The sequence below is a fragment of the Nocardioides sp. TF02-7 genome (assembly GCF_022437945.1).
Taxonomy (GTDB): domain Bacteria; phylum Actinomycetota; class Actinomycetes; order Propionibacteriales; family Nocardioidaceae; genus Nocardioides.
On record NZ_CP092535.1, the window covers coordinates 930,803 to 950,339 of the forward strand.

Consider the following 19,537-nt stretch of genomic DNA (forward strand, 5'->3'; position numbering starts at 1 on the left):
CCGCCCGAGGGCGGGGCGAACCGATGGCGGCGGGGCCCGCACGCCGCAGGGTCAGTTCGCAGCGATCAGGAACCCCTGCTCGTCCCCGCCCTCGAACGCCAGGGAGCCGGGCTCGGCGCCCTCGACGTGGCCGACCGTCAGCACGACGACGCCGCCGTCGAACTCCGCGACCACCTGGGTGGTGCCGTCGGTCACGGCACTGCGGGCGCGGGCCGCGCCCTCGACCGTCACGTCCTCGCAGGTCCAGCCGGACGCGCAGCCGGTCGCCCCCGACTCCTGCCACGACCCGCCGCTGCCCATGGCGATGCGGAACCACGGCTGGTCGCCGGCGACCGCCTCCGCGGCTGCCGCCGCGGCCTCGAGCTCGCCGATCGAGACCTCCGTCCCCGCGCCGCCGGGGGCCTGCTGCGTCATCTCGCTCAACAGCTGCTCGCGGTCGGGCGCGGCCCGGCTGCGGTCGCCGGGGACGGGCGCCGCCACCGCGGCGTCGTCGGCGACCCGCTCGGCCGGCGGCTCCGCGGGTCCTGCGGCGATCGGGCCGGCCAGGCCGAGCCCGCCGGCGACGCCGGAGACGGCGAGCGCGGAGCCCGCCACCACCGTGCCGCGGTGGCGCCGCAGTCGCCGGCGCCCGCGGCGTACGTCGGCCGAGGGCGGTGCCGTCGGCAGGTCCAGGTCGTCGCCGATCCGGCGCAGCCGCTCGGTGAGGTCGTGCTCGAGGGTGTCCATCGGTGCTCCTTCGTCTGGTCGGGGCTAGTGGAGGTCCGGCTGCAGGGCCGTGCGGAGGGCCGCGAGTGCGGCGGAGGTCTGGCTCTTGACCGTGCCGGCGCTGACGCCCAGGTCGGCGGCGGTCTCCTCGACCGACAGCCCCCAGTAGTGGCGCAGCACCACCACCCGGCGCTGGCCCGCCGGCAGCCGCCGCAGCGCGGCGTAGAGCGCGTCGGTCTCCTCCGGCGCCGGGCCGGTTGCCGCCGCGACGTCGTGGTGCTCGTCGGTGGGCCGCTCCCGCCGCCAGGGCCGCCGGGTCTCGTCGAGGTGGCTGTTGACCACCGCCCGCCGCACGTACGCGTCCACCGAGTCGGCCCGCTCGACGCGCGGCCAGGCGACGTACAGCCTGGTCAGGGGCCGCCTGGACGACGTCCTCGGCCCGGTGCGGGTCGCCGCAGAGCAGGTAGGCCGTCCGGTAGAGCTGCGGCCGTCGCGCTGCGACGTACGCCGCGAACGCCTCGTCGCGCCGCGCCATTCGCCTCCTCCTCACCCGACCGGCACGGTGCCGGTCTGCCTGGTTGACGGAGCCGGACCATCATCGGTTGGGAACGGTCGCGATTGGTGGGTTCCGGGGGTTCGTGGGCTACGGTGATGCCACGATTGTCAGACAATCTCGCGCACACCGAAGGAGGCGACCGATGAGCATGACGACCGGTACGACGGCGAGCGTCCCGAGCGATCCGATCGGAGGGCTCGCCGGCACCCCTGCGGAGGTGCAGCGCGCCGAGGCACGCACCGCGCACAACTACCACCCGCTGCCGGTCGTGCTCGCGCACGGCGAGGGCGCCTGGATGACCGACATCGAGGGCAACCGGTTCCTCGACCTGCTGGCCGGCTACTCCGCGCTCAACTTCGGCCACGGCCACCCGCGGCTGCTCGCCGCCGCCCACGCCCAGCTCGACAAGCTGACGCTGACCAGCCGCGCGTTCGTCCACGACGCGTTCGCCGACTTCTGCGCCACCCTCGGCGACCTGTGCGGCAAGGAGCTCGTGCTGCCGATGAACACCGGCGCCGAGGCCGTCGAGACCGCCGTCAAGCTGGCCCGCAAGTGGGGCTACGAGGTGAAGGGCGTCGCCGCCGACCGGGCCCGCATCGTCGTGGCGAGCGGCAACTTCCACGGCCGCACGACGACGATCGTCGGCTTCTCCGACGACCCCGACGCCCGCGACGGCTTCGGGCCGTTCGCCCCGGGCTTCGACACCGTCCCCTACGGCGACCTCGCGGCGCTCCGGGCGGCGATCACGCCGGAGACGGTCGCGGTGCTCGTCGAGCCGATCCAGGGCGAGGGCGGCGTCATCATCCCGCCCGACGGCTACCTCCGTGGCGTCCGGAAGATCTGCACCGCCGAGAACGTGCTGTTCGCCGCCGACGAGATCCAGGCCGGTCTCGGCCGCACCGGCCGCACCTTCGCCTGCGACCACGAGGAGGTCGTGCCCGACCTGTACGTGCTCGGCAAGGCGCTGGGCGGCGGCATCGTCCCGGTGTCGGCGGTGGTCGGCGACCGCGACGTGCTCGGGGTGCTCCGGCCGGGCCAGCACGGGTCGACGTTCGGCGGCAACCCGCTCGCCTGCGCGGTCGGCCGCGAGGTCGTCGCCATGCTCCGCACCGGCGAGCCGCAGGCGCGGGCCGCCGAGCTCGGCCTGCTGCTGCGCGAGCGGCTCGACGCGATGGTCGGCCACGGCGTGGTCGCCGTACGCTCCCGCGGCCTGTGGGCCGGCGTCGACATCGACCCGGCGATCGGCACCGGCCGCGAGATCTGCGAGCGGCTGATGGCTCGCGGCGTCCTCGCCAAGGACACCCACGGCTCCACCATCCGGCTCGCTCCCCCGCTCGTCGTCACCCCCGACGACCTCACCTGGGGCCTCGACCAGCTCGCCGCCGTCCTCACCTGATCCCCCTGCACCTGGCCGACCCGGCTCATCTCCGCACCACAAACGCGCCGACCCGGCTCATCTCCGCACCTCAAACGCGCCGACCCGGCTCATTCCTGCTGCGGAGATGCGCCGGGTCGAGCCATCTCAGCTGCCGAGATGCGCCGGGTCGAGCCTGTTCGGCTGCGGAGATGCGCCGGGTCGCGCGATGCGCCTCACGGACCGGCCCGGCTGCTCTCACGCCCTGTCATGTCCGGCACCACCCTCCCGGTTCCCGGTCGGTCGCAGGTCAGTCGCAGGTCAGTCTGGGGGGAGGCTGGCGACCAGCGCCGGCAGCCCCTCGGTGAGGAGCGCGACCACCTGGTCGCGGCTCACGCCGCCGGGGTCGTCGCACCAGGTCAGCACGGTCTCCTCGGCCAGCGCCGCCCAGCCGCGCACGACCAGCCGGGTCGCGGGCGTCTCGGCGATCACCTCGCCCAGGGCGTCGGAGGCGAAGATCCGCTCGAGCAGGGCGGTGCGCGCGTCCTCGTAGATCCCGCGCAGCGTCTCGTTGCCGCCGGCGGCGGCGCGCACCAGCGAGCGGTAGCCGGCGAGGTTGGCCTCGACGTAGTCGACGTACGCCGCCATCGACGCGCGCAGCCGCTCGATCGGCTCGACGGTGTCGTCGGGGGGCGGTCTGGTCGAGCAGGTCCGCCGCCGCGCGTCGTACGACGGCCTCGTGGAAGCCCTGCTTGCTGTCGAAGTAGTGGTAGAGCAGCCCGCGGGACACGCCCGCCTCGTCGGAGAGCCGGTCGATCGAGATGTCGTCGACCGAGCCGCCGGCGAACAGCCGCAGCCCGAGCTCGAGCAGCTGCTCGCGACGCTGGTCCGGGCTCAGCCGGGTGCGGGTGGGCGCGGTCACGCCACCACTCTATTGACACTTGTTCAATAGCCGCAATAGCGTCGGCGCATGACACCGAGGAACGTCGACCACCTCATCGTCGGCGCCGGCTTCGCCGGCCTGTGCGCGGCCATCAAGCTCGACGAGGCCGGCGAGCGCGACTTCGTCGTGATCGAGAAGGACTCCGACGTCGGCGGCACCTGGCACGTCAACACCTACCCCGGCGCGGAGTGCGACGTCCCGAGCCAGCTCTACTCGTTCTCCTTCGCGCTCAACCCGGACTGGTCGAAGGTCTACTCCCCCCAGGGCGAGATCTGGGCCTACCAGCGCCGCGTCGCCGAGGAGGCGGGCGTCCTCGACCGCTTCGTCTTCGACACCGCCGTCGAGGACGCCGTCTGGGACGAGACCACCCGACGCTGGAAGGTCACCACGACCGACGGCGTGTACGCCGCCCGGACGCTGATCAGCGGCTCCGGCGGCCTCTCCGAGCCGCGGCTCCCCGACATCGACGGCCTCGGCTCCTTCCGGGGCGAGGTCTTCCACTCCGCCCGCTGGCGGCACGACGTCGACCTGACCGGCAAGCGGGTGGCGGTCATCGGCACCGGCGCGTCGGCGGTCCAGCTGGTGCCCGAGGTCCGGAAGGTCGCCGAGCACGTCGACGTCTACCAGCGCACCCCCAACTGGGTGATCCCCCCGCAACGAGCGCTCGTTCACCGCGCTGGAGAAGACCGCGTTCCGCACGGTGCCGGGCCTCCAGCGGGCGGTCCGCGCGGCCGTCTACGCCAAGCTCGAGGCGCGGGTGCCGGCGTTCGCCCGGGTCCCCGCACTGATGCAGGCCGTCGAGCTGCAGGCCAAGCGCCACATGCGCAGGGCGATCAAGGACCCCGAGCTGCTCGCGAAGGTCACCCCGCGCTACCGCGCCGGCTGCAAGCGGATCCTGATCTCCAACGCGTGGTACCCCGCGCTCGCGGCGGACGACGTCGACCTGGTCACCGACCCGATCGCCCGGGTGACAGCCGACGCGGTGGTCACCGCCGACGGCACCGAGCGGCCGGTCGACGTGATCGTGGTCGCGACCGGCTTCCACGTCACCGACCCGCCGATCGCCGCGCACGTCACCGGCCGCGACGGCCGCACCCTCGCCGACCACTGGGCCGACCACGGGATGGCGGCCTACAAGGGCACCACGGTGCACGGCTTCCCCAACTACTTCCAGGTCGTCGGCCCCAACACCGCCCTCGGCCACAGCTCGATGATCTTCATCATCGAGTCGCAGGTCCGCTACGTCGTCGATGCCGTGCGCACGATGCGGGCCCGCGGGCTGGCCGCCGTCGAGCCGACCGCCGAGGCGGAGCGCTCGTGGACGGGCGCGGTGCAGGAGCGGATGCGGCCGACGGTCTGGACGACCGGCGGCTGCGCGAGCTGGTACCTCGACCGGTTCGGCAACAACACCACCCTGTGGCCGGGCCAGACGTTCACGTTCCGCCACCACCTCGCGCGGTTCGACGCCGAGCAGTACGCCGTCGCCCCGCTCGACCCGTCCACCGCGCCCGCCACCGCCCCCAGCACCGAGAAGGAGAACCAGCCCGCATGAAGACCCTCGAGGACAAGGTCGTCGTCATCACCGGCGCGGGGTCCGGCATCGGCCGTGCCCTGGCGCTGGAGTGCGCGCGGCGCGGCTCCCTGATCGCCCTCTCCGACGTCGACGAGGACGGTCTCGCCGAGACCGTCGAGCTCGTGAAGGACGCCGGCGTCCGGGAGGTGCGCGCCGACCGGGTCGACGTCTCCGACCGCGCCGCGGTGGCGTCGTACGCCGCGTCGGTCGCCGACCAGTTCGGCCGGGTCAACGTGGTCGTCAACAACGCCGGCGTCGCGCTGGCCGGCGACCTCGCCGACCTCGACTACGCCGACATGGAGTGGATCGTCGGCATCAACTTCTGGGGCGTGGTCCACGGCACCAAGGAGTTCCTCCCCCACCTGATCGCCTCCGGCGACGGGCACCTCGTGAACCTGTCGTCGCTGTTCGGACTGGTGTCGATGCCCGGGCAGAGCCTCTACAACGCGACGAAAGTACGCCGTCCGCGGCCTGTCCGAGGCCGTGCGCGAGGAGATGCTCATCGCCGGGCACCCCGTCGGCGTGACCGTCGTGCACCCCGGCGGCATCAAGACCGCGATCGCCCGCAACGCGCGGGTCTCCCACCGCGAGGACAAGGCGGCCACCGCCCGGCTCTTCGACAAGCGGCTCGCGCGGATGTCGCCGGAGCGGGCGGCCGAGGTGATCGTCCGCGGCGTGCTGCGCAACCAGCCGCGGGTGCTGGTCGGCATCGACGCCCACGTCGTGCACCACTTCGCCAAGCTGGCCGGGGCGCGCTACCAGGACGTCTACGCCGCGGTCGCCAAGCGGGTGCTGCCGAAGAAGGCCGTGCCCGGCGCCCGCCACCCGTAGGGCGGGGAGGCTCAGGCCGCCCGGCCCTGCTCGCGGGTGCGGTTGCGGCGCCGGCGGAACCGGGTCACGCCGACCAGCCGCGGTCCCGCGAGCCGGGTCTCGACCCGCCTCGCCTCGCGCTTGACCGGCTGGGCGACGTACTCGCCGAGGATCACCCCCGCGGCCAGGGCGATCGCCACCGACGCGGCGGTCACCATCGCGAGCAGGCCGCCGGCGATGGCGCCGCGCTCGGCCTCGCCGAGCAGCGACAGCCCGCGGTAGATGGACAGGCCGGGCAGCATCGGAACGACGGCGGACACCACGATCACCAGCGGCGGCACCCGCATCCGCCCGGAGACCGTGAAGCTGACCAGGCCGACGGCGAACGCGGCGATCCCGACCGCCCACGGCCGGCCGAACTCGCGGACGTCGATCACGCTGCTGATCACGATCGCCATCGCGGCGAGGAGGCCGATCGGGGCGAGGATCCGCTTGGGCGAGTAGGACGCGTAGGCGAAGGCCGCGGCGGCGATCGCCGCGCCCAGCGCCGCCACGCCGAGCGTGACCAGGTCGGACCGCGCGGGCTCCAGCCGCGGCAGCTCGAGCCCGACCGCGCCGGCGAGGCTGATGCCTCCGCTGACGCCGGCGATGATGCCGGCCGTCGCGAGGATCGCCTCCAGCAGCCGGGCGCTGCCGGTGACGTAGAAGCCGGACAGGGCGTCCTGGATGGCGCCCATGAACCCGATGCCGGCCAGCAGCATGATGATGTTGGCGGTCACGACCAGCGACGCGTCCAGCCGGGCCACCGGCTCGAGCGCCCGGGTCGCGACCGCGGCGATCAGCGTCGCGACCGCCCCGCCGGCGACCTGTTGGTAGAAGAACGGCGTCCGCTGCCGGGTCATCAGGTGCTGGAGCCGGTCGATCGACACCGCCGCGACGAACGCGACCGCGACGACCGCCGCCGTGCCCCCCGAGCTGCAGCGCCACGCCGGCGCACATCACGCCCCAGCCGGCGGTGACGGCCCAGCGGCGCCGGGCGTGGCCGGAGGAGAAGATCCGCGCGATCTCGGACCGCGCCTCCTGCAGGCCGGTGCGCTCGGCGACGATGTCGCGGACCAGGTGGTCGACCCGGGTGAGGTCCTCGTAGTCGATCTCGCGCTGGCCCACCGAGCGGATCTGCACGATCGGCAGCTCGTCGCCGTCCTGCACGGTCATCGCCAGCGACGTGAACGTCACGTCGACCTGCGGGTTGCGCACCCCGAGCGCGTAGGAGACCGAGCGCATGGTCGCCGTGACGTCGGCGGCCCCGGCACCGGAGGAGAGGAGCATCTCGCCGATCCGGAGGCACAGGTCCAGGGTCTGCGCGAGCTGCTTCGGGTCGGCCATGCGCGTCATGCTGGCACGGCTCTGGTAGACACCTGCGGGTGACACCCGGAGAGCCGATCCACGTGCGGATGACCAAGTGGGGCGACCGCCCGCACTGGGCGTACGACGCCCGCTACCTCGGGTCCGACGACCACGGCGACTGGGTCGGTTGCCCCGCCGGCACCCGCTACCGGCGGCCCGGGAGGGACTTCGTCGCGGGCTTCGCCGGCGTGGTGCTGGTGCCCGCCGGGCACGCGGCCCACCTTGCCGCCTTCAACGACGAGCACGCCGAGGCGGCCGTCTACGTCGACATGACGACCCCCGCGGCGTGGGACGACGGCACGCTCCGCTCCGTGGACCTCGACCTCGACGTCGTCCGGCTCCAGGACGGGACGGTCTACCTCGACGACGAGGACGAGTTCGCCGAGCACCGGGTCGCGTTCGGCTATCCGCCGGAGGTGGTCGCGATGGCCGAGGAGTCGGCCGCCCAGGTGCTCGCCGCGGTGCGGGCCGGCCGGCCGCCGTACGACGGCACGGCCGGGCGCTGGCTCGACGCGCTCGGCCGGCTCACCCGGCGCTGAGCAGCGAGTTCGGCTGGAACGTGGGCCTCCGGTCGACGTCCTCCCGGGCCGGCCGCACGAACTCGAACCCGGCCGTCGCCACGACCTGCCAGCGCGGGTCGGCGCCCGGGTGCGCGAGCAGGTCGCGGGCACAGTCCTCGTGGAGCGGCGGCACGTGGAAGGCGTTGCGTCCGACCTCGTCCGCGGTGCCGACGAAGACGACCGGACGACCGAGCGGGTCCGCGCACACCCCGCAGATCCGGCTCAGCGCGCACTGGGTGACCCGGCGCCCGACCAGGACGCCGAGCGCCGGCGGCGCGCTCCCCGGCTCCGGCTCCCACGCGAACGGGCCGTCCATCCCGAGCGGCGTCCTCATCCGCGCGCCCCTGCCCAGGAGCGCGACCACCCGCCCAGCTCGGTGCGGCGCGACGGCCGCTCGTCGTCGGTGCGCCGCTTGCGGTCGCGCGACGGCGACGGCGGCTCGGGCTGGTCGCTGCGCGTCCACGAGTTCGGCAGCGACAGCTTGAGGATCGTGCGCAGCGCCTGGCCGTACTGCCGGTGCAGCGGGCCCGTCGTGTAGGGGATCTGGTACTTGTCGCACAGCTCCCGCACCCGGACCGAGATCTCGGCGTACCGGTTGCTCGGCAGGTCGGGAAACAGGTGGTGCTCGATCTGGAAGCCGAGGTTGCCCGACATGACGTGCAGGAGCGGGCCGCCGTCGAAGTTGGCGGCGCCGAGGATCTGCCGCAGGTACCACTCCGACCGGCTCTCGTCCTCGATCTCCTCCTCGGTGAAGTGCACCGCCCCGTCGGGGAAGTGGCCGCAGAAGATGATCACGTAGGCCCACAGGTTGCGGATGACGTTGGCGGTCAGGTCGGCGGTCAGCACGGTGCGCCACTGCCGTCCGGCGAGGGCGGGGTAGACGACGTAGTCCTTGACGATCTGGTTGCGACCCTTGCGGAAGATCTGCTTCAGCTGCCGCTTCATCTCCCGCGGGTCCTTCTCGCCCTTGCGGATCCGCTCGATGTCGAGGTCGTGCAGCGCGACCCCCCACTCGAACAGGAACGCCAGCAGGCTGTTGTAGAGCGGCTGCCCGAGGTTGGCCGGCGACCACTTCTGCTCGCGCGCCATCCGGAGGATGCCGTAGCCGATGTCGTTGTCGTAGCCGAGCACGTTGGTGAACTGGTGGTGGATGTAGTTGTGGGAGTGCTTCCACTGCTCGGCGGGCTGCGCGGTGTCCCACTCCCAGTTGGAGGAGTGGATCTCGGGGTCGTTCATCCAGTCCCACTGGCCGTGCATCACGTTGTGGCCGATCTCCATGTTCTCGAGGATCTTGGCCAGGGCGAGGAAGCCGGTGCCGAGCGCCCACGCGGGCGTGCGCGTCCTCCGGAACTGGGTGCCGGCGAGCAGCGTCACCCGGCCGGCCGTGGCGAGCCCGCGCTGCACCTTGATCAGGCGGTTGATGTACGCCGCGTCGGCGGCGCCGCGGGACTCCTCGATGTCCGCGCGGATCTTGTCGAGCTCGCGCCCGATCTGGTCCACCTCCTCCTCGGTGAGGTGGGTGTACTCCTTGACGTCCGAGATGGCCATCGGGGTCCTTCCGGGTGGTCGGTGGTCAGATGTCGAGGGTGCAGTCGCCCACGGCGGCGGTGACGCAGGTCTGCACCGGCTCGTTGGGACTGTCGTACTCGTCGCCGTTGCGCAGGTCGCGGACCTTGCCGGAGACGAGGGTGAGCGTGCAGGTGTGGCAGATGCCCATCCGGCAGCCGAACGGCATCCCGACGCCGGCCTCCTCACCGGCCTCGAGCACGGTGGTGGCGCCGTCGGCGTCGATCGACTTGCCGGAGGTGCGGAACGTGATCGTGCCGCCCTCGCCGCCGTCGCCGCCGAGCTCGAGCGAGAACCGCTCGAGGTGCAGCCGCTCGGCGGCGCCCTCGGCCTCGTAGTGCTCGGTGATCGCGTCGAGCATCGGCGCCGGCCCGCACGCGTAGGTGTCGCGGCCCCGCCAGTCGTGGCAGATCGTGTCGAGGTCGGCGAGGTCGAGCAGGCCGTCGACGTCGGTGTGCAGCCGGTGCACGGTCAGCCCGTCGTGCTCGGCCTCCAGCCGGTCGAGCTCGTCGCGGAAGATCATCCGCTCGGCCGTCGGGGGAGGAGTAGTGCAGGACGACGTCGGGCATGGTGCCGCGGCGGTCGAGCGTGCGCAGCATCGCCATCACCGGCGTGATGCCGCTGCCGCCGACGAGGAACAGCATCCGCTCCGGTGGCGGGTCCGGCAGCACGAAGTCGCCCTCGGGCAGCGCCAGCCGGACGATCGTCCCCGGCGCCAGGCCGTTGACGAGGTGGCTGGAGAGCAGGCCCTCCGGCATCGCCCGCACGGTGATCGCGATCGTGCCGCGCCGGCGCTTCGGCGGCGAGCTGATCGAGTACGAGCGCCACTGGAACCGGCCGTCGACCTGCACGCCGATGCCGACGTACTGCCCGGGCCGGTGGTCGTAGCGCCACCCCCCACCCCGGGCGGATCACCAGGGTCGCGGCGTCCTCGGTCTCGGGCACGACCTTCTCGACCCGTCCGCGCAGCTCGCGGGCCGTCCACAGCGGGTTGACCAGGCGCAGGTAGTCATCGGGGTGTAGCGGGGTGGTGAGCTTGGCCGCCGACCGGCGCACCCGCTCCCACGGGATGGTGCTCGCCATGAGCCCAGAGAACAGTCGTGCACCGAACAGGTCAAGCGGTATGTCCACCCGAGCGCTGGGTAGTCCCCGCCGGCTACCGGGAGGGCGGCGGTGGCAGCGCGTCGGTCGCCTCCAGCTGGCCCATGCCGGTGACGAGCAGCAGGTCGACGACGATCGAACGGAGCTGGGCGAGGATCGCGTGCGGCGTCATCTCGTCGGTGCGCTCGACCCGGCCGGTGGCCTCGCCGACGGCGAGCACGGCCGGGCGGGCATCGGCCGCCATCCGGTCCGCGGCCAGCTCGTCGGCGATGGCGTCGACGGCGTCGGCGAGGTCCACGGTGAGGGCGGCGTACGACGGCGGCACCGGGCGCCGGCGGTAGGCCGCCACAGCGGTCTGCCGCACCAGCACCCTCGTGCTGCGCAGCGCCCGGTCGAGCGGGTCGACGAGCTCGACCATCCGCCGCAGCGGCTCCCGGTGCCGCACGCGGAACGGCGACGAGGCCACCACCGACATGCCCTCGGCCGCCGCGGCCTGCAGCTCGCGGATGAGCCGGTCGGTCGCCCGCGCGTCGGCGAGCAGTTCCAGCGCCGGCTCGGACTCGCCGTCGACCATCGCCTGGCCCGCCGCGCGCAGCAGCTCGGCGATCTTGCGCGCCACCGTCGCCGCCTGCTCGCGCGGGCGGCGCAGCGGCGCGGCCGGCACGACCGCCGCCGCGACCAGCGCCACGCCGCCGCCGATGAGGGCGTCGGTCCACCGCACCAGCCCCGCGCCGGGATCGGGGATCAGCGTGGCGACGACGATCGACTGCACCGCGGCCTGGGTGACGAAGAGGGTGCCGGCGTCGAGCAGCAGCGCGGTCGACATCGCCAAGGCGACCACGAGCGCCAGCTGCCAGGCGCCGGAGCCGATCCACGCGACGAGCAGGTCGGCCACCAGCACGCCGATCGCCACGCCGACGGTGACCTCGGCGACACGGCGCAGCCGCTGCCCGTAGGACGTCCCGAGCGAGACCACCGCCGCGATCGGCGCGAAGAACGGGGTGTCGTGGCCGAGCAGGTCGGCGGCGATCCACCACGCGACGCCGGCCGCGAGCGCACACTGCACGACGACGAACAGCTTGCCGCGCCAGCGTCGGACCCGGCCGCTGACCGAGAGCCGGCTGCGCTCCCACATCCGGTCCAGCGGCGCCTCCACGGCCCGATCCTCCCACCTCGGGCCGCTCGTCCGGAGGTATGGGGCGGACACTTCGTGGAACCCTTGAGGTGTGCGCATCGACTTCCGCGGCTCCCCGAGCCGACGCTCGGGGTGGAGTGGGAGTTCGCGCTGGTCGACCGACGCTCCCGCGACCTGCGCAACGACGCCTCCCACCTGTTCGCCCGCGCGAAGGCGCGGATGCCCGACCCGACCCGGCTGCACAAGGAGCTGCTGCGCAACACCGTCGAGGTGGTCACCGGCGTCTGCCACACCGTGCCGGAGGCGATGGCCGACCTCCGGCGCACGCTCGAGCACGTCGTCCCGGCGTGCGACGAGCTCGACCTCGACCTGTTCGGCGCGGGCACCCACCCGTTCGCGAGCTGGACCGGCCAGCAGCTGACCGAGGGCCACCGCTACGAGGAGCTCATCAACCGCACCCAGTACTGGGGGCGCCAGATGCTGATCTGGGGGGTCCACGTCCACGTCGGCGTGCCCGGAGAAGGAGCGGGTGATGCCGGTGCTCTCGGCGCTGCTCAACTGGTACCCCCACCTCCAGGCGCTGTCGGCCTCCTCGCCGATCTGGGCCGGCGTCGACACCGGCTACGCCTCCAACCGGGCGCTGATGTTCCAGCAGCTGCCGACCGCCGGGCTGCCGTTCCAGTTCGAGCGGTGGTCGGAGTTCGAGTCGTTCTGCGACGACCAGCTGACGACCGGCGTCATCGAGGAACTCACCGAGATCCGCTGGGACATCCGGCCCGCCGTCGCCCACGGGACCATCGAGAACCGGGTCTGCGACGGGGTCTCCACGTTCCGCGAGATGGCGGCGCTGGTCGCCCTCGTCCACTGCCTCGTGGTGTGGCTCGACGAGCGCTGCGCCGCGGGCGAGCAGCTGCCGACGATGCCGCCGTGGCACGTGCAGGAGAACAAGTGGCGGGCCGCCCGCTACGGCGTCGACGCGATCGTGATCCTGGACGCCCGGTGCGAGGAGCGGCTCGTCACCGACGACCTCGCCGACCTGGTCACCGCCCTGGAGCCGGTCGCCGAGCGCCTCGGCTGCTCCGCCGAGCTCGCCTCGGTGCTCGACATCGCCGCCCGCGGCGCGTCGTACCAGCGCCAGCGGGCCGTCGCCGAGCGCACCGGCGGCGACCTGGTCGCGGTCGTCGACTCGGTGGTGCGCGAGCTGCGCGAGGACCTCCGCTGACCTACCCGTCCGCCGCCCCGTCCGCCGCCCCGTCCGCCTTCCCGGCCGCCGCCCCGTCCGGGTCGGCCATCTCGTAGCGGACCCCGATCAGGCGCACGGCGCGCTCCTTGTCGACCCGGTCGAGGAGGGCGACGGCCTCGTCCGCGAGGAGGCCCGGGTCGGACGACGGCTCCGCGAGCTTGTGGCTGCGGCTGATCGTCGTGAACGGGCGGTAGCGCAGCTTGAGCCCCACCCGGACCGCCGGCCGGCCCTCCCCGACGATGTCGGCGATGGCGCGGGCGGCGATCCGGCGGGTCGCCTCCTCGACCTCGGCCCAGTCGGTGAGGTCCTTCTGGAAGGTCTCCTCCCGACCGTGGCCGCGGGCCACCCACGTCGTCGGGTCGACGGTGCTCGACGCGACCCCGCGGCCGAGGCGGCGCAGCCACGGGCCGGTGGTCGGCCCGATCCGCTCCGCGAGCAGGGCAGGATCGGCGCGGGCGAGGTCCTCGACGGTGTCGATGCCGAGCGCCGCCAACCGGGTCGCCGTCTTCGCGCCGATCCCCCACAGGGCGCTGGTCGGCCGGTCGCCGAGCTCGGCGAACCACGTCTCGTCGCTGATCAGGTAGGTGCCCTGCCCGCGGAGCCGGCCGCCCGGGCCGGGCTCGTCGCCGCGGCCCCCGGCACCGGCCTCGCGGGCCACCGCCCCCTCGACCCGGCGCTTGGCGAAGCCGGTCGCGAGCTTGGCCTGCAGCTTGTTGTCCCCGACGCCGACCGCGCTGCGCAACCGGGTCGCGGCGAGCACCTCCGACCGCACCCGCTCCGCGAACGCCACCGGGTCGCCGAGGTCGCCGTGCCCCGGCCCGGGGCCGACGAACGCCTCGTCCCACCCCAGCACCTCCACGAGCACCGGCACGCCACCCCACTCCAGGCCGCGCAGCACCGCCATCACCTCCGCCGACGCGGCGTCGTACGCCTCCGCGTCGACCGGCAGGAAGACGGCGTCCTTGCACTTGCGGGCCGCGAGCCGCAGCGGCATCCCCGAGCCGACGCCGTGCTGCCGGGCCTCGTAGGACGCCGTCGAGACGACGCCCCGCTCCGTGGGGTCGCCGCGACCGCCGACGATCACCGGGCGGCCCGCGAGCTCGGGTCGGCGCAGCACCTCGACGGCCGCGATGAACTGGTCGAGGTCGACGTGCAGCACCCGGCCCATGGGCCGATGGTGCCACCAGGGCGGCCGCGGGGTGGCGGCTCACGCGCGCTTGGCCCGCCAGTAGGCGATCGTGTCCTGCATGTTGGCGAGGTCGCGGTACCACGTGCGCACCTCGACCCGGCAGCGCACCCGCTGGACGCGGCGGTCGTACTCGTTGCACTCCGCCACCGCCTCGGAGTCCGTGGGCGGGAACAGCCAGCTGCCGTCGAGCATCTTGATGCCGAAGCCGTTGGCGGCGTCGCCCTCGACGTGGACGATCGTGTCGGGCGGGAACCGCACCTCGCGCACCTCCTCCGGCGCTCCGGCGTACGACGACGCCACGGCGCCGCCGACCGCGGCGAGCGGCACCAGGAGGCCGGCGGCGAGGGGTGAGGGGCGCGGCGGCGCCGGGTCTGTCGGGTGGACGGGGTCGGTTGGTGCTCGTGCATGGTTGCTCCCGAGGTCGTGCGCCGGCGGGTCCGACGTCGCGAGGGACGCTAGGAGCCCGGCCCGACGACGCGGTCCCGCCGCGGCCCGGCCTGTGGAGGGACGCGGGTCCGCCGGCGGGCTGTGGACGGTTCCCGGGCCGTCCTCTTGTGGCGACCGCCGCGGTCAGGCGAGGATCGGCCGCCTGACGAAAGGGGCTGCGTTGGTCTCCCTGCCGAACCTCAAGCCGATCGACCCGACGTCCACGGCGTTCCTGCTCGCGGAGAGCAAGACCCAGCTGATGCACGTCGGCGGGCTGCAGCTGTTCGAGCGGCCCGCGGACGCGGGACCGGACTTCATCCGGGAGATGTTCGAGCAGATGCGCGACGTGCCGGAGGTGTCGCCGCTGTTCCTCAAGCACCCGCACCGCAGCATCCGCACGGCCGGCCAGCTGGTGTGGCGCGAGGACGAGCAGTTCGACATCGAGCACCACGTGCGCCACAGCGCGCTCCCGGAGCCGGGCCGGATCCGTGAGCTGCTCGAGCTCTGCTCCCGACTGCACAGCACCCGGCTGGCGTGGGAGCGGCCGCTGTGGGAGGCCCACGTGATCGAGGGGCTGGCCGACGGCCGGGTCGCGCTGTACACGAAGGTGCACCACGGCCTCGTCGACGGCGTCTCCGCGATGCGGCTGCTCCAGAGCGTGCTGAGCACCGACCCCGACCAGCGCGGCATGCCGGCGCCCTGGGCCCGGCGACCGCGGCGCGGGGCCGCCGACGGCTCCGGTGCCGACGCCGCCGGCCCCGCGGACCCGGCGACCGAGGCGGTCGAGGCGGTGCGGGGGCTGGCCGAGCTCCCGGCCGACGTGCTCCGCACCGCCCTCTCCCTCAGCGCCGACGCCGCCGGCATGCCCTCGGCGCTGGTGCGGACGCTCCGCAAGGGGGTGCGCAACGAGACGTCGGCGGTGTCGTTCTCCGCGCCACGCACTATCTTCAACCAGAACATCACCGGCAGCCGCCGGTTCGCCGCCCAGGACTGGCCGGTCGAGCGGATGCGCGCGATCGGCAAGGCGACCGACACCACGATCAACGACGTCGTGCTCGCGATGTGCAGCGGCGCGCTCCGCACCTACCTGCTCGAGCTGGGCGCGCTGCCCGACGCGCCGCTGATCGCGATGGTCCCGGTCGGGCTCAAGGCCAAGCAGGCGCACGTCGCGTCGGCCGAGGGAGGCAACGCGGTCGGTTCGGTGATGGTGCGGATGGCGACCGACCTCGTCGACCCCGCCGACCGGTTGCAGACGATCCACCGGTCGATGCGCGACGGCAAGGAGGCGCTGTCGTCGATGACGCCGGCGCAGATCGTCGCGATGAGCGCGCTCGGCCTCGCCCCCGCGATCGTGTCACCCGTGCTGCGCGTGCAGGGGCGTGGTCAAGCCGCCGTTCAACCTGATCATCAGCAACGTGCCGGGCCCGCGCTCCACCCACTACTGGAACGGCGCGCCGCTGGTCGGCACCTACCCGCTCTCGATCCCGATCAACGGCATGGCGCTCAACATCACCTGCACCTCCTACGACGGGCGGATGTGCTTCGGCCTCACCGGCTGCCGCCGTACCCTCCCCCACCTCCAGCGGCTGCTGACGTTCCTCGACGAGTCGCTCGCCGAGCTGGAGGAGGCGGCGGGGGTGGCCTGAGCCGGCTGGAATTGCCGCCGCGGGTCGCAGGTCGACGCGGGGTGGGCGCCGCGGCCGGAGACAGGCCGTGGGAAGCCCACCGCAGGCCACGATTGGTCACGAACCGCAGCTCCAGAGGCGGATTTGCTGCGGTTTGGGACCAAACCGCAGCAAAACCTCCTCGGCGCGAGCCCACCCGCGCACCGCGACCCGTGACTCAGCCGCCGCCCAGCTCCCCAGCCCCCAGCTCCACATATCCCCCGCCCACCAGCTCGGCGACCGCCCGCAGCCGGGCGCGGGTGATGTCGGCGACGGTGGCGAAGCCGGCGAGGGCGGCGTTGGAGCCGGGGCGGACGGGCTCGGCGTGGTTGACGGAGAGGCAGGTACGCCGTCCGCCGTCGGCCGCGTTGGCGAGGGCGACGGCGTGGCCGGTGGTGCCGCTGCCGGCGAAGAAGTCGAGCACCCGCGCGTCGGGCGGCATCGTGTCGAGGATCCGTCGCACCAGGCCGGTGGGCTTCGGTGACTCGAAGACGTGGCCGAGCACGTCCTTGAGCTCGGCGACCGCGGTGTCGGTGGAGCCGACCTCGTCGGCGAGCCAGATGGTGCGCAGCTTCTTGCGCCGCCGGCCGACGGCCGGGTGCAGCCAGTCGCGCTGGTAGACGTCGACCCGTTCGCCGTTCCTCCCCCGCACCCGCCGGCACACCAGGTCGCCGGGACGCTCGTCGATGCGCGGGCGCGACCAGCGCCAGACCGCCGGGGAGCCGTCGCCGAAGACCGGCTTGACCTCGACCGCGCCGGGGAACGGCTCGGTGCGCACCTCGCCGGTGTCGGGGTCGCCCCAGATCGCGAAGTGCAGGGTCGGCGCGGTGAGCGGGTTGAACCGCTTGTTGGTGTTGCGCAGCGGCAGCCGGCGGTAGCGCCGACCGTCGTCGGCGACCAGGGGGAAGTCGGCCTCCACGACCAGGTCGGGGCTCGACGCGTCGAGCACGCACCGCCGCGGGTCCCGGGCGTAGACGAGGAGGTACTCGTGGCTGGTGGCGAAGCCGCTGCCGAGCTGCCGCCCCCTTCGGGTTGAGGTTGACGACGACCTGGGCGAGGAAGCCGGCCTCGCCGAAGACCTCGTCCATCAGCAGCCGCAGGTGCGCGGCCTCGTGGTCGTCGATGCTGACGAAGATCGCGCCGCGGTCGTCGAGCACCCGCCGCGCCGCCTCGAGCCGCGGTCGCATCATCGCCAGCCACGCCTCGTGCCGCCCCGCGGCGCCGGCGCCGCGGGCGCCGCGGAAGTCGTCGCGGTAGGCGAACGCGCTGCCGGTGTTGTAGGGCGGGTCGATGTAGACCAGGTCGTACGACGCGGGCGGGAGCCGGCCGAGCACGTCGAGGTTGTCGCCCTCGGCGAACGTGTTCCAGACCTCGGCGGGCGTCGGCACCCGCCCATCATCGCCGTCCGCGGGCCGCCGGCGTGGCAGGCCGGGCCTGCCACGCCGATCATCGGCGCCTCCCGGATCCGGCGGCCCGGTTTTCCTAACCTCGACGACATGCGTCTCTTCCCCGCGCTGCTGCTGACGTCTGCCCTCGCGACGACGGGTGCCCTCGTCCTCGTCGACCGCGACTCCTCCCCCCTCCGCCCCGCCGGCGGCCGAGCAGGCCGCGGCGCCCGACGCACGGCGTACGCCGGAGCGCGCGGCCGCGCCCGACCCCGACGACCCGCACACCTGGCAGACCTCGGACCGGGCGCCGGGCGAGGTGGTGCGGCCGGCGCGGCCGGGTGAGCGGGCGGTGATCTCGCAACGGATGCGCTTCAGCTACCAGCCGGTGAAGGGGGTCACCGTCACCGGCTGGGACGCCCGCACCCACCGCGGGCCGGTGCGCTACTACGTCACCCGGGTCAGCTGGCGCCGGCCGGGGATCACGGTCGACTACGCCCACGGCGGCCGGGTGCGGCGCACCGCCACGCTCACCGGGATCCTGGCCCGCACGCCCGGCGTGGTCGCCGGCGTCAACGGCGACTTCTTCGACATCAGCGACACCGGCGCACCGCTCGGCATGGCCTTCGAGCGCGGCGGCGTGCTCTGGAAGGGCACCGCGTCGGGCTGGAACAACTCGGTGTGGGCCAACGCCGACGGCAAGCGGTGGCACCTCGGCGAGCTGCCGATGGCCACCTCGATCAAGGAACGGCCCGACATCACGATCACCAACTACAACGCGCCGCGGGTCGTCATCGGCGGGATCGGCGTCTACGACTGGCGGTGGGGGCGCTCGGTCGCCGTGAGCCGCTGGGTCGACGGCCAGAAGCGGCACGTCCGCTGGGCGCGCGTCCTGCGCGGCCGGATCGTCGCCAACCGTCAGTCGAACTACCCGCCCGAGGGCACGAAGATCAAGGGCTTCTACCTGATCGCCCGGGGCGACAAGGCGGAGGACCGGCTGCAGGAGCTGAAGGTCGGCACCCGGGTCACGATCCAGCGCCGGGTCGCCGGTCCGGTGGCGATGGCGATCTCCGGCAACACGGTGCTGCTCAAGCGCGGCAAGGTGCTGGTGACCGACGACCGCGAGCTGCACCCCCGCACCGCCGTCGGGATCGACCGCGACATCAAGCAGCTGATCTTCCTCACCGTCGAGGGCCGGCAGGACTTCAGCCGCGGCCACACGATGGTCGAGCTGGCGCGGCTGATGAAGCAGCTCGGCGCCGAGGACGCGCTCAACCTCGACGGCGGCGGCTCCACGACGCTGGCCGCTCGGCGCAACGGCCGGGTGCGGGTGATCAACTCGCCCTCCGACGGCGTCCAGCGCCGGATCCCCAACGGGATCGAGGTCGTCTACCGCCGGCCCCGCTGACCGACTACGCGGGCAGCTCGACGACCGCCACGCTCGCGAACGGCACGTAGCACTGCTTCGGGGCGCCGCCCGGCTTCACCGGCGTCACGACCCACCGCCCGTCCTGCTCGGCGACCGTCGCGTCCCGCGGCACGTCGCAGCCGACCGCGACCACGGCGGCCGCGACCACCCTGCCGGGCGCGGCGCGGTGCGCCTCGACCGCGCGGGTGACCTCGTCGGCGAGCGCGCCGGAGCCGAGCCCGGCCACGTAGTCGGCCAGCGCGCCGGCGTCGTCGAGCACGGTCGGCTCGTCGGTGCTCACGACCCGTTGCGGTGCCGGCGCCGAGACGACCGTCACCACCTCGGGCGGTGAAGGAGCGTCGGACGTCGGCCCGGCCGACGTCGAAGAGGACGGGTCGCGGGCCTCCCGGTCGGGCGCGCCCCGGTCCTCCCCGCACGCGGTCAGCGCGGCGAGGAGGGCGAGGGCGACGAGGGTCCGGCGCATGTCACTGGGACGCTAGCGCGCGCCCCCG

20 protein-coding genes and 7 pseudogenes are annotated in these 19,537 nt (G+C 73.8%); 10 read left to right on the top strand and 17 right to left on the bottom strand.

Annotated features, from left to right (window positions below):
• Positions 1–51: 51 nt before the first annotated feature.
• Both MF408_RS04790 and MF408_RS04795 read right to left on the bottom strand, forming a co-directional pair.
• Positions 52–726 (bottom strand): hypothetical protein, encoded by a 675-nt coding sequence (locus MF408_RS04790; protein WP_240250459.1) that lies wholly within the window; start codon positions 724–726, stop codon positions 52–54.
• A 24-nt stretch (positions 727–750) separates the two neighbouring features.
• Positions 751–1,071 carry a sigma-70 family RNA polymerase sigma factor gene (locus MF408_RS04795; RefSeq protein ID WP_345893847.1) on the bottom strand — a complete coding sequence of 107 codons (321 nt, stop codon included), beginning with the start codon at positions 1,069–1,071 and terminating at the stop codon, positions 751–753.
• A gap of 338 nt (positions 1,072–1,409) precedes the next feature.
• On the opposite strand from MF408_RS04795, the gene rocD reads away from it, so the two are divergent.
• Positions 1,410–2,657, top strand: a complete 1,248-nt coding sequence (gene rocD / locus MF408_RS04800) for an ornithine--oxo-acid transaminase (protein ID WP_240251668.1) — start codon at positions 1,410–1,412, stop codon at positions 2,655–2,657.
• Positions 2,658–2,936: 279 nt separating this feature from the next.
• On the opposite strand, the gene MF408_RS04805 is transcribed toward rocD, so the two are convergent.
• Positions 2,937–3,263 (bottom strand): hypothetical protein, encoded by a 327-nt coding sequence (locus tag MF408_RS04805; RefSeq protein WP_240252217.1) that lies wholly within the window; start codon positions 3,261–3,263, stop codon positions 2,937–2,939.
• A gap of 142 nt (positions 3,264–3,405) precedes the next feature.
• Positions 3,406–3,537, bottom strand: a pseudogene (locus tag MF408_RS04810) (TetR/AcrR family transcriptional regulator); the annotation flags it as partial.
• A 48-nt stretch (positions 3,538–3,585) separates the two neighbouring features.
• On the opposite strand from MF408_RS04810, the pseudogene MF408_RS04815 reads away from it, so the two are divergent.
• The 4 genes and pseudogenes from MF408_RS04815 to MF408_RS04830 form a co-directional block, all read left to right on the top strand.
• A pseudogene (locus MF408_RS04815) lies at positions 3,586–4,146 on the top strand (NAD(P)/FAD-dependent oxidoreductase); the annotation flags it as partial.
• A gap of 112 nt (positions 4,147–4,258) precedes the next feature.
• On the top strand, positions 4,259–5,110 hold the full coding sequence (locus MF408_RS04820) for an NAD(P)/FAD-dependent oxidoreductase (RefSeq protein WP_240250460.1): 852 nt from the start codon (positions 4,259–4,261) through the stop codon (positions 5,108–5,110).
• Positions 5,107–5,529: pseudogene (locus MF408_RS04825) on the top strand (SDR family NAD(P)-dependent oxidoreductase); the annotation flags it as partial. The gene MF408_RS04820 and the pseudogene MF408_RS04825, both read left to right, overlap by 4 nt.
• A gap of 97 nt (positions 5,530–5,626) precedes the next feature.
• Complete coding sequence (locus tag MF408_RS04830; protein WP_240250461.1) at positions 5,627–5,962, top strand: hypothetical protein; 336 nt, start codon at positions 5,627–5,629, stop codon at positions 5,960–5,962.
• Between the two features lie 11 nt (positions 5,963–5,973).
• Here MF408_RS04830 and MF408_RS04835 read toward each other — a convergent pair whose 3' ends face one another.
• Together MF408_RS04835 and MF408_RS04840 are read right to left on the bottom strand one after the other, a co-directional pair.
• Complete coding sequence (locus tag MF408_RS04835) at positions 5,974–6,870, bottom strand: threonine/serine exporter family protein (RefSeq protein ID WP_240250462.1); 897 nt, start codon at positions 6,868–6,870, stop codon at positions 5,974–5,976.
• Between the two features lie 97 nt (positions 6,871–6,967).
• A pseudogene (locus MF408_RS04840) lies at positions 6,968–7,336 on the bottom strand (threonine/serine exporter family protein); the annotation flags it as partial.
• 59 nt (positions 7,337–7,395) lie between these two features.
• On the opposite strand from MF408_RS04840, the gene MF408_RS04845 reads away from it, so the two are divergent.
• Positions 7,396–7,887 carry a DUF402 domain-containing protein gene (locus MF408_RS04845; protein ID WP_240250463.1) on the top strand — a complete coding sequence of 164 codons (492 nt, stop codon included), beginning with the start codon at positions 7,396–7,398 and terminating at the stop codon, positions 7,885–7,887.
• On the opposite strand, the gene MF408_RS04850 is transcribed toward MF408_RS04845, so the two are convergent.
• From MF408_RS04850 to MF408_RS04870, 5 genes and pseudogenes are all read right to left on the bottom strand, one after another.
• Positions 7,874–8,242, bottom strand: a complete 369-nt coding sequence (locus MF408_RS04850) for a hypothetical protein (protein WP_240250464.1) — start codon at positions 8,240–8,242, stop codon at positions 7,874–7,876. The genes MF408_RS04845 and MF408_RS04850 overlap by 14 nt on opposite strands.
• Positions 8,239–9,456: an acyl-CoA desaturase gene (locus MF408_RS04855; protein ID WP_240250465.1), complete on the bottom strand. Its 1,218-nt coding sequence runs from the start codon at positions 9,454–9,456 to the stop codon at positions 8,239–8,241. Before MF408_RS04855 ends, MF408_RS04850 begins: the two co-directional genes overlap by 4 nt.
• A 25-nt stretch (positions 9,457–9,481) precedes the next feature.
• The gene (locus MF408_RS04860; RefSeq protein ID WP_240250466.1) at positions 9,482–9,997 is read right to left on the bottom strand and encodes an iron-sulfur cluster-binding domain-containing protein; all 516 of its coding nucleotides are present in this window, start codon (positions 9,995–9,997) and stop codon (positions 9,482–9,484) included.
• A 208-nt stretch (positions 9,998–10,205) separates the two neighbouring features.
• Positions 10,206–10,325: pseudogene (locus tag MF408_RS04865) on the bottom strand (FAD-binding oxidoreductase); the annotation flags it as partial.
• Between the two features lie 305 nt (positions 10,326–10,630).
• On the bottom strand, positions 10,631–11,731 hold the full coding sequence (locus MF408_RS04870) for an FUSC family protein (RefSeq protein ID WP_240250467.1): 1,101 nt from the start codon (positions 11,729–11,731) through the stop codon (positions 10,631–10,633).
• Between the two features lie 111 nt (positions 11,732–11,842).
• Between MF408_RS04870 and MF408_RS24940 the strand changes: the two are divergent.
• Together MF408_RS24940 and MF408_RS24945 are read left to right on the top strand one after the other, a co-directional pair.
• Positions 11,843–12,166 (top strand): annotated as a pseudogene (locus MF408_RS24940) (glutamate-cysteine ligase family protein); the annotation flags it as partial.
• A 76-nt stretch (positions 12,167–12,242) separates the two neighbouring features.
• Positions 12,243–12,932 (top strand): YbdK family carboxylate-amine ligase, encoded by a 690-nt coding sequence (locus MF408_RS24945; protein ID WP_275693349.1) that lies wholly within the window; start codon positions 12,243–12,245, stop codon positions 12,930–12,932.
• Position 12,933: 1 nt separating this feature from the next.
• Here MF408_RS24945 and MF408_RS04880 read toward each other — a convergent pair whose 3' ends face one another.
• From MF408_RS04880 to MF408_RS24950, 3 genes are all read right to left on the bottom strand, one after another.
• Positions 12,934–14,121: a DNA polymerase IV gene (locus MF408_RS04880; RefSeq protein ID WP_240250468.1), complete on the bottom strand. Its 1,188-nt coding sequence runs from the start codon at positions 14,119–14,121 to the stop codon at positions 12,934–12,936.
• A gap of 39 nt (positions 14,122–14,160) precedes the next feature.
• The gene (locus MF408_RS04885; protein ID WP_240250469.1) at positions 14,161–14,469 is read right to left on the bottom strand and encodes a hypothetical protein; all 309 of its coding nucleotides are present in this window, start codon (positions 14,467–14,469) and stop codon (positions 14,161–14,163) included.
• Positions 14,470–14,712: 243 nt separating this feature from the next.
• Positions 14,713–15,651, bottom strand: a complete 939-nt coding sequence (locus MF408_RS24950) for a hypothetical protein (RefSeq protein WP_275693351.1) — start codon at positions 15,649–15,651, stop codon at positions 14,713–14,715.
• Between the two features lie 296 nt (positions 15,652–15,947).
• Here MF408_RS24950 and MF408_RS24955 point away from each other — a divergent pair, with 296 nt between their 5' ends.
• Positions 15,948–16,214 carry a WS/DGAT domain-containing protein gene (locus MF408_RS24955; RefSeq protein ID WP_275693352.1) on the top strand — a complete coding sequence of 89 codons (267 nt, stop codon included), beginning with the start codon at positions 15,948–15,950 and terminating at the stop codon, positions 16,212–16,214.
• Positions 16,215–16,410: 196 nt separating this feature from the next.
• Here MF408_RS24955 and MF408_RS04895 read toward each other — a convergent pair whose 3' ends face one another.
• Both MF408_RS04895 and MF408_RS26600 read right to left on the bottom strand, forming a co-directional pair.
• Positions 16,411–17,181 carry a DNA methyltransferase gene (locus tag MF408_RS04895; RefSeq protein ID WP_275693353.1) on the bottom strand — a complete coding sequence of 257 codons (771 nt, stop codon included), beginning with the start codon at positions 17,179–17,181 and terminating at the stop codon, positions 16,411–16,413.
• A gap of 112 nt (positions 17,182–17,293) precedes the next feature.
• Positions 17,294–17,905, bottom strand: a pseudogene (locus MF408_RS26600) (DNA methyltransferase); the annotation flags it as partial.
• Positions 17,906–17,984: 79 nt separating this feature from the next.
• On the opposite strand from MF408_RS26600, the gene MF408_RS04900 reads away from it, so the two are divergent.
• A complete protein-coding gene (locus MF408_RS04900) occupies positions 17,985–19,025 on the top strand; it encodes a phosphodiester glycosidase family protein (protein WP_240251670.1) in 1,041 nt (346 codons plus the stop codon).
• 4 nt (positions 19,026–19,029) lie between these two features.
• Here the strand turns inward: MF408_RS04900 and MF408_RS04905 are convergent, their stop codons facing one another.
• Positions 19,030–19,509 (bottom strand): hypothetical protein, encoded by a 480-nt coding sequence (locus MF408_RS04905; RefSeq protein WP_240250470.1) that lies wholly within the window; start codon positions 19,507–19,509, stop codon positions 19,030–19,032.
• Positions 19,510–19,537: the final 28 nt, after the last annotated feature.

Coding starts and splice junctions, on each gene's coding strand:
- MF408_RS04790 (WP_240250459.1), bottom strand. CDS start 726: ATGGACACCCTCGAGCACGACCTCACCGAGCGGCTGCGCCGGATCGGC.
- rocD (WP_240251668.1), top strand. CDS start 1,410: ATGACGACCGGTACGACGGCGAGCGTCCCGAGCGATCCGATCGGAGGG.
- MF408_RS04805 (WP_240252217.1), bottom strand. CDS start 3,263: ATGGCGGCGTACGTCGACTACGTCGAGGCCAACCTCGCCGGCTACCGC.
- MF408_RS04830 (WP_240250461.1), top strand. CDS start 5,627: ATGCTCATCGCCGGGCACCCCGTCGGCGTGACCGTCGTGCACCCCGGC.
- MF408_RS04845 (WP_240250463.1), top strand. CDS start 7,396: ATGACCAAGTGGGGCGACCGCCCGCACTGGGCGTACGACGCCCGCTAC.
- MF408_RS04850 (WP_240250464.1), bottom strand. CDS start 8,242: ATGAGGACGCCGCTCGGGATGGACGGCCCGTTCGCGTGGGAGCCGGAG.
- MF408_RS04855 (WP_240250465.1), bottom strand. CDS start 9,456: ATGGCCATCTCGGACGTCAAGGAGTACACCCACCTCACCGAGGAGGAG.
- MF408_RS04860 (WP_240250466.1), bottom strand. CDS start 9,997: ATGATCTTCCGCGACGAGCTCGACCGGCTGGAGGCCGAGCACGACGGG.
- MF408_RS24945 (WP_275693349.1), top strand. CDS start 12,243: ATGCCGGTGCTCTCGGCGCTGCTCAACTGGTACCCCCACCTCCAGGCG.
- MF408_RS04880 (WP_240250468.1), bottom strand. CDS start 14,121: ATGGGCCGGGTGCTGCACGTCGACCTCGACCAGTTCATCGCGGCCGTC.
- MF408_RS04900 (WP_240251670.1), top strand. CDS start 17,985: ATGCGCTTCAGCTACCAGCCGGTGAAGGGGGTCACCGTCACCGGCTGG.
- MF408_RS04905 (WP_240250470.1), bottom strand. CDS start 19,509: ATGCGCCGGACCCTCGTCGCCCTCGCCCTCCTCGCCGCGCTGACCGCG.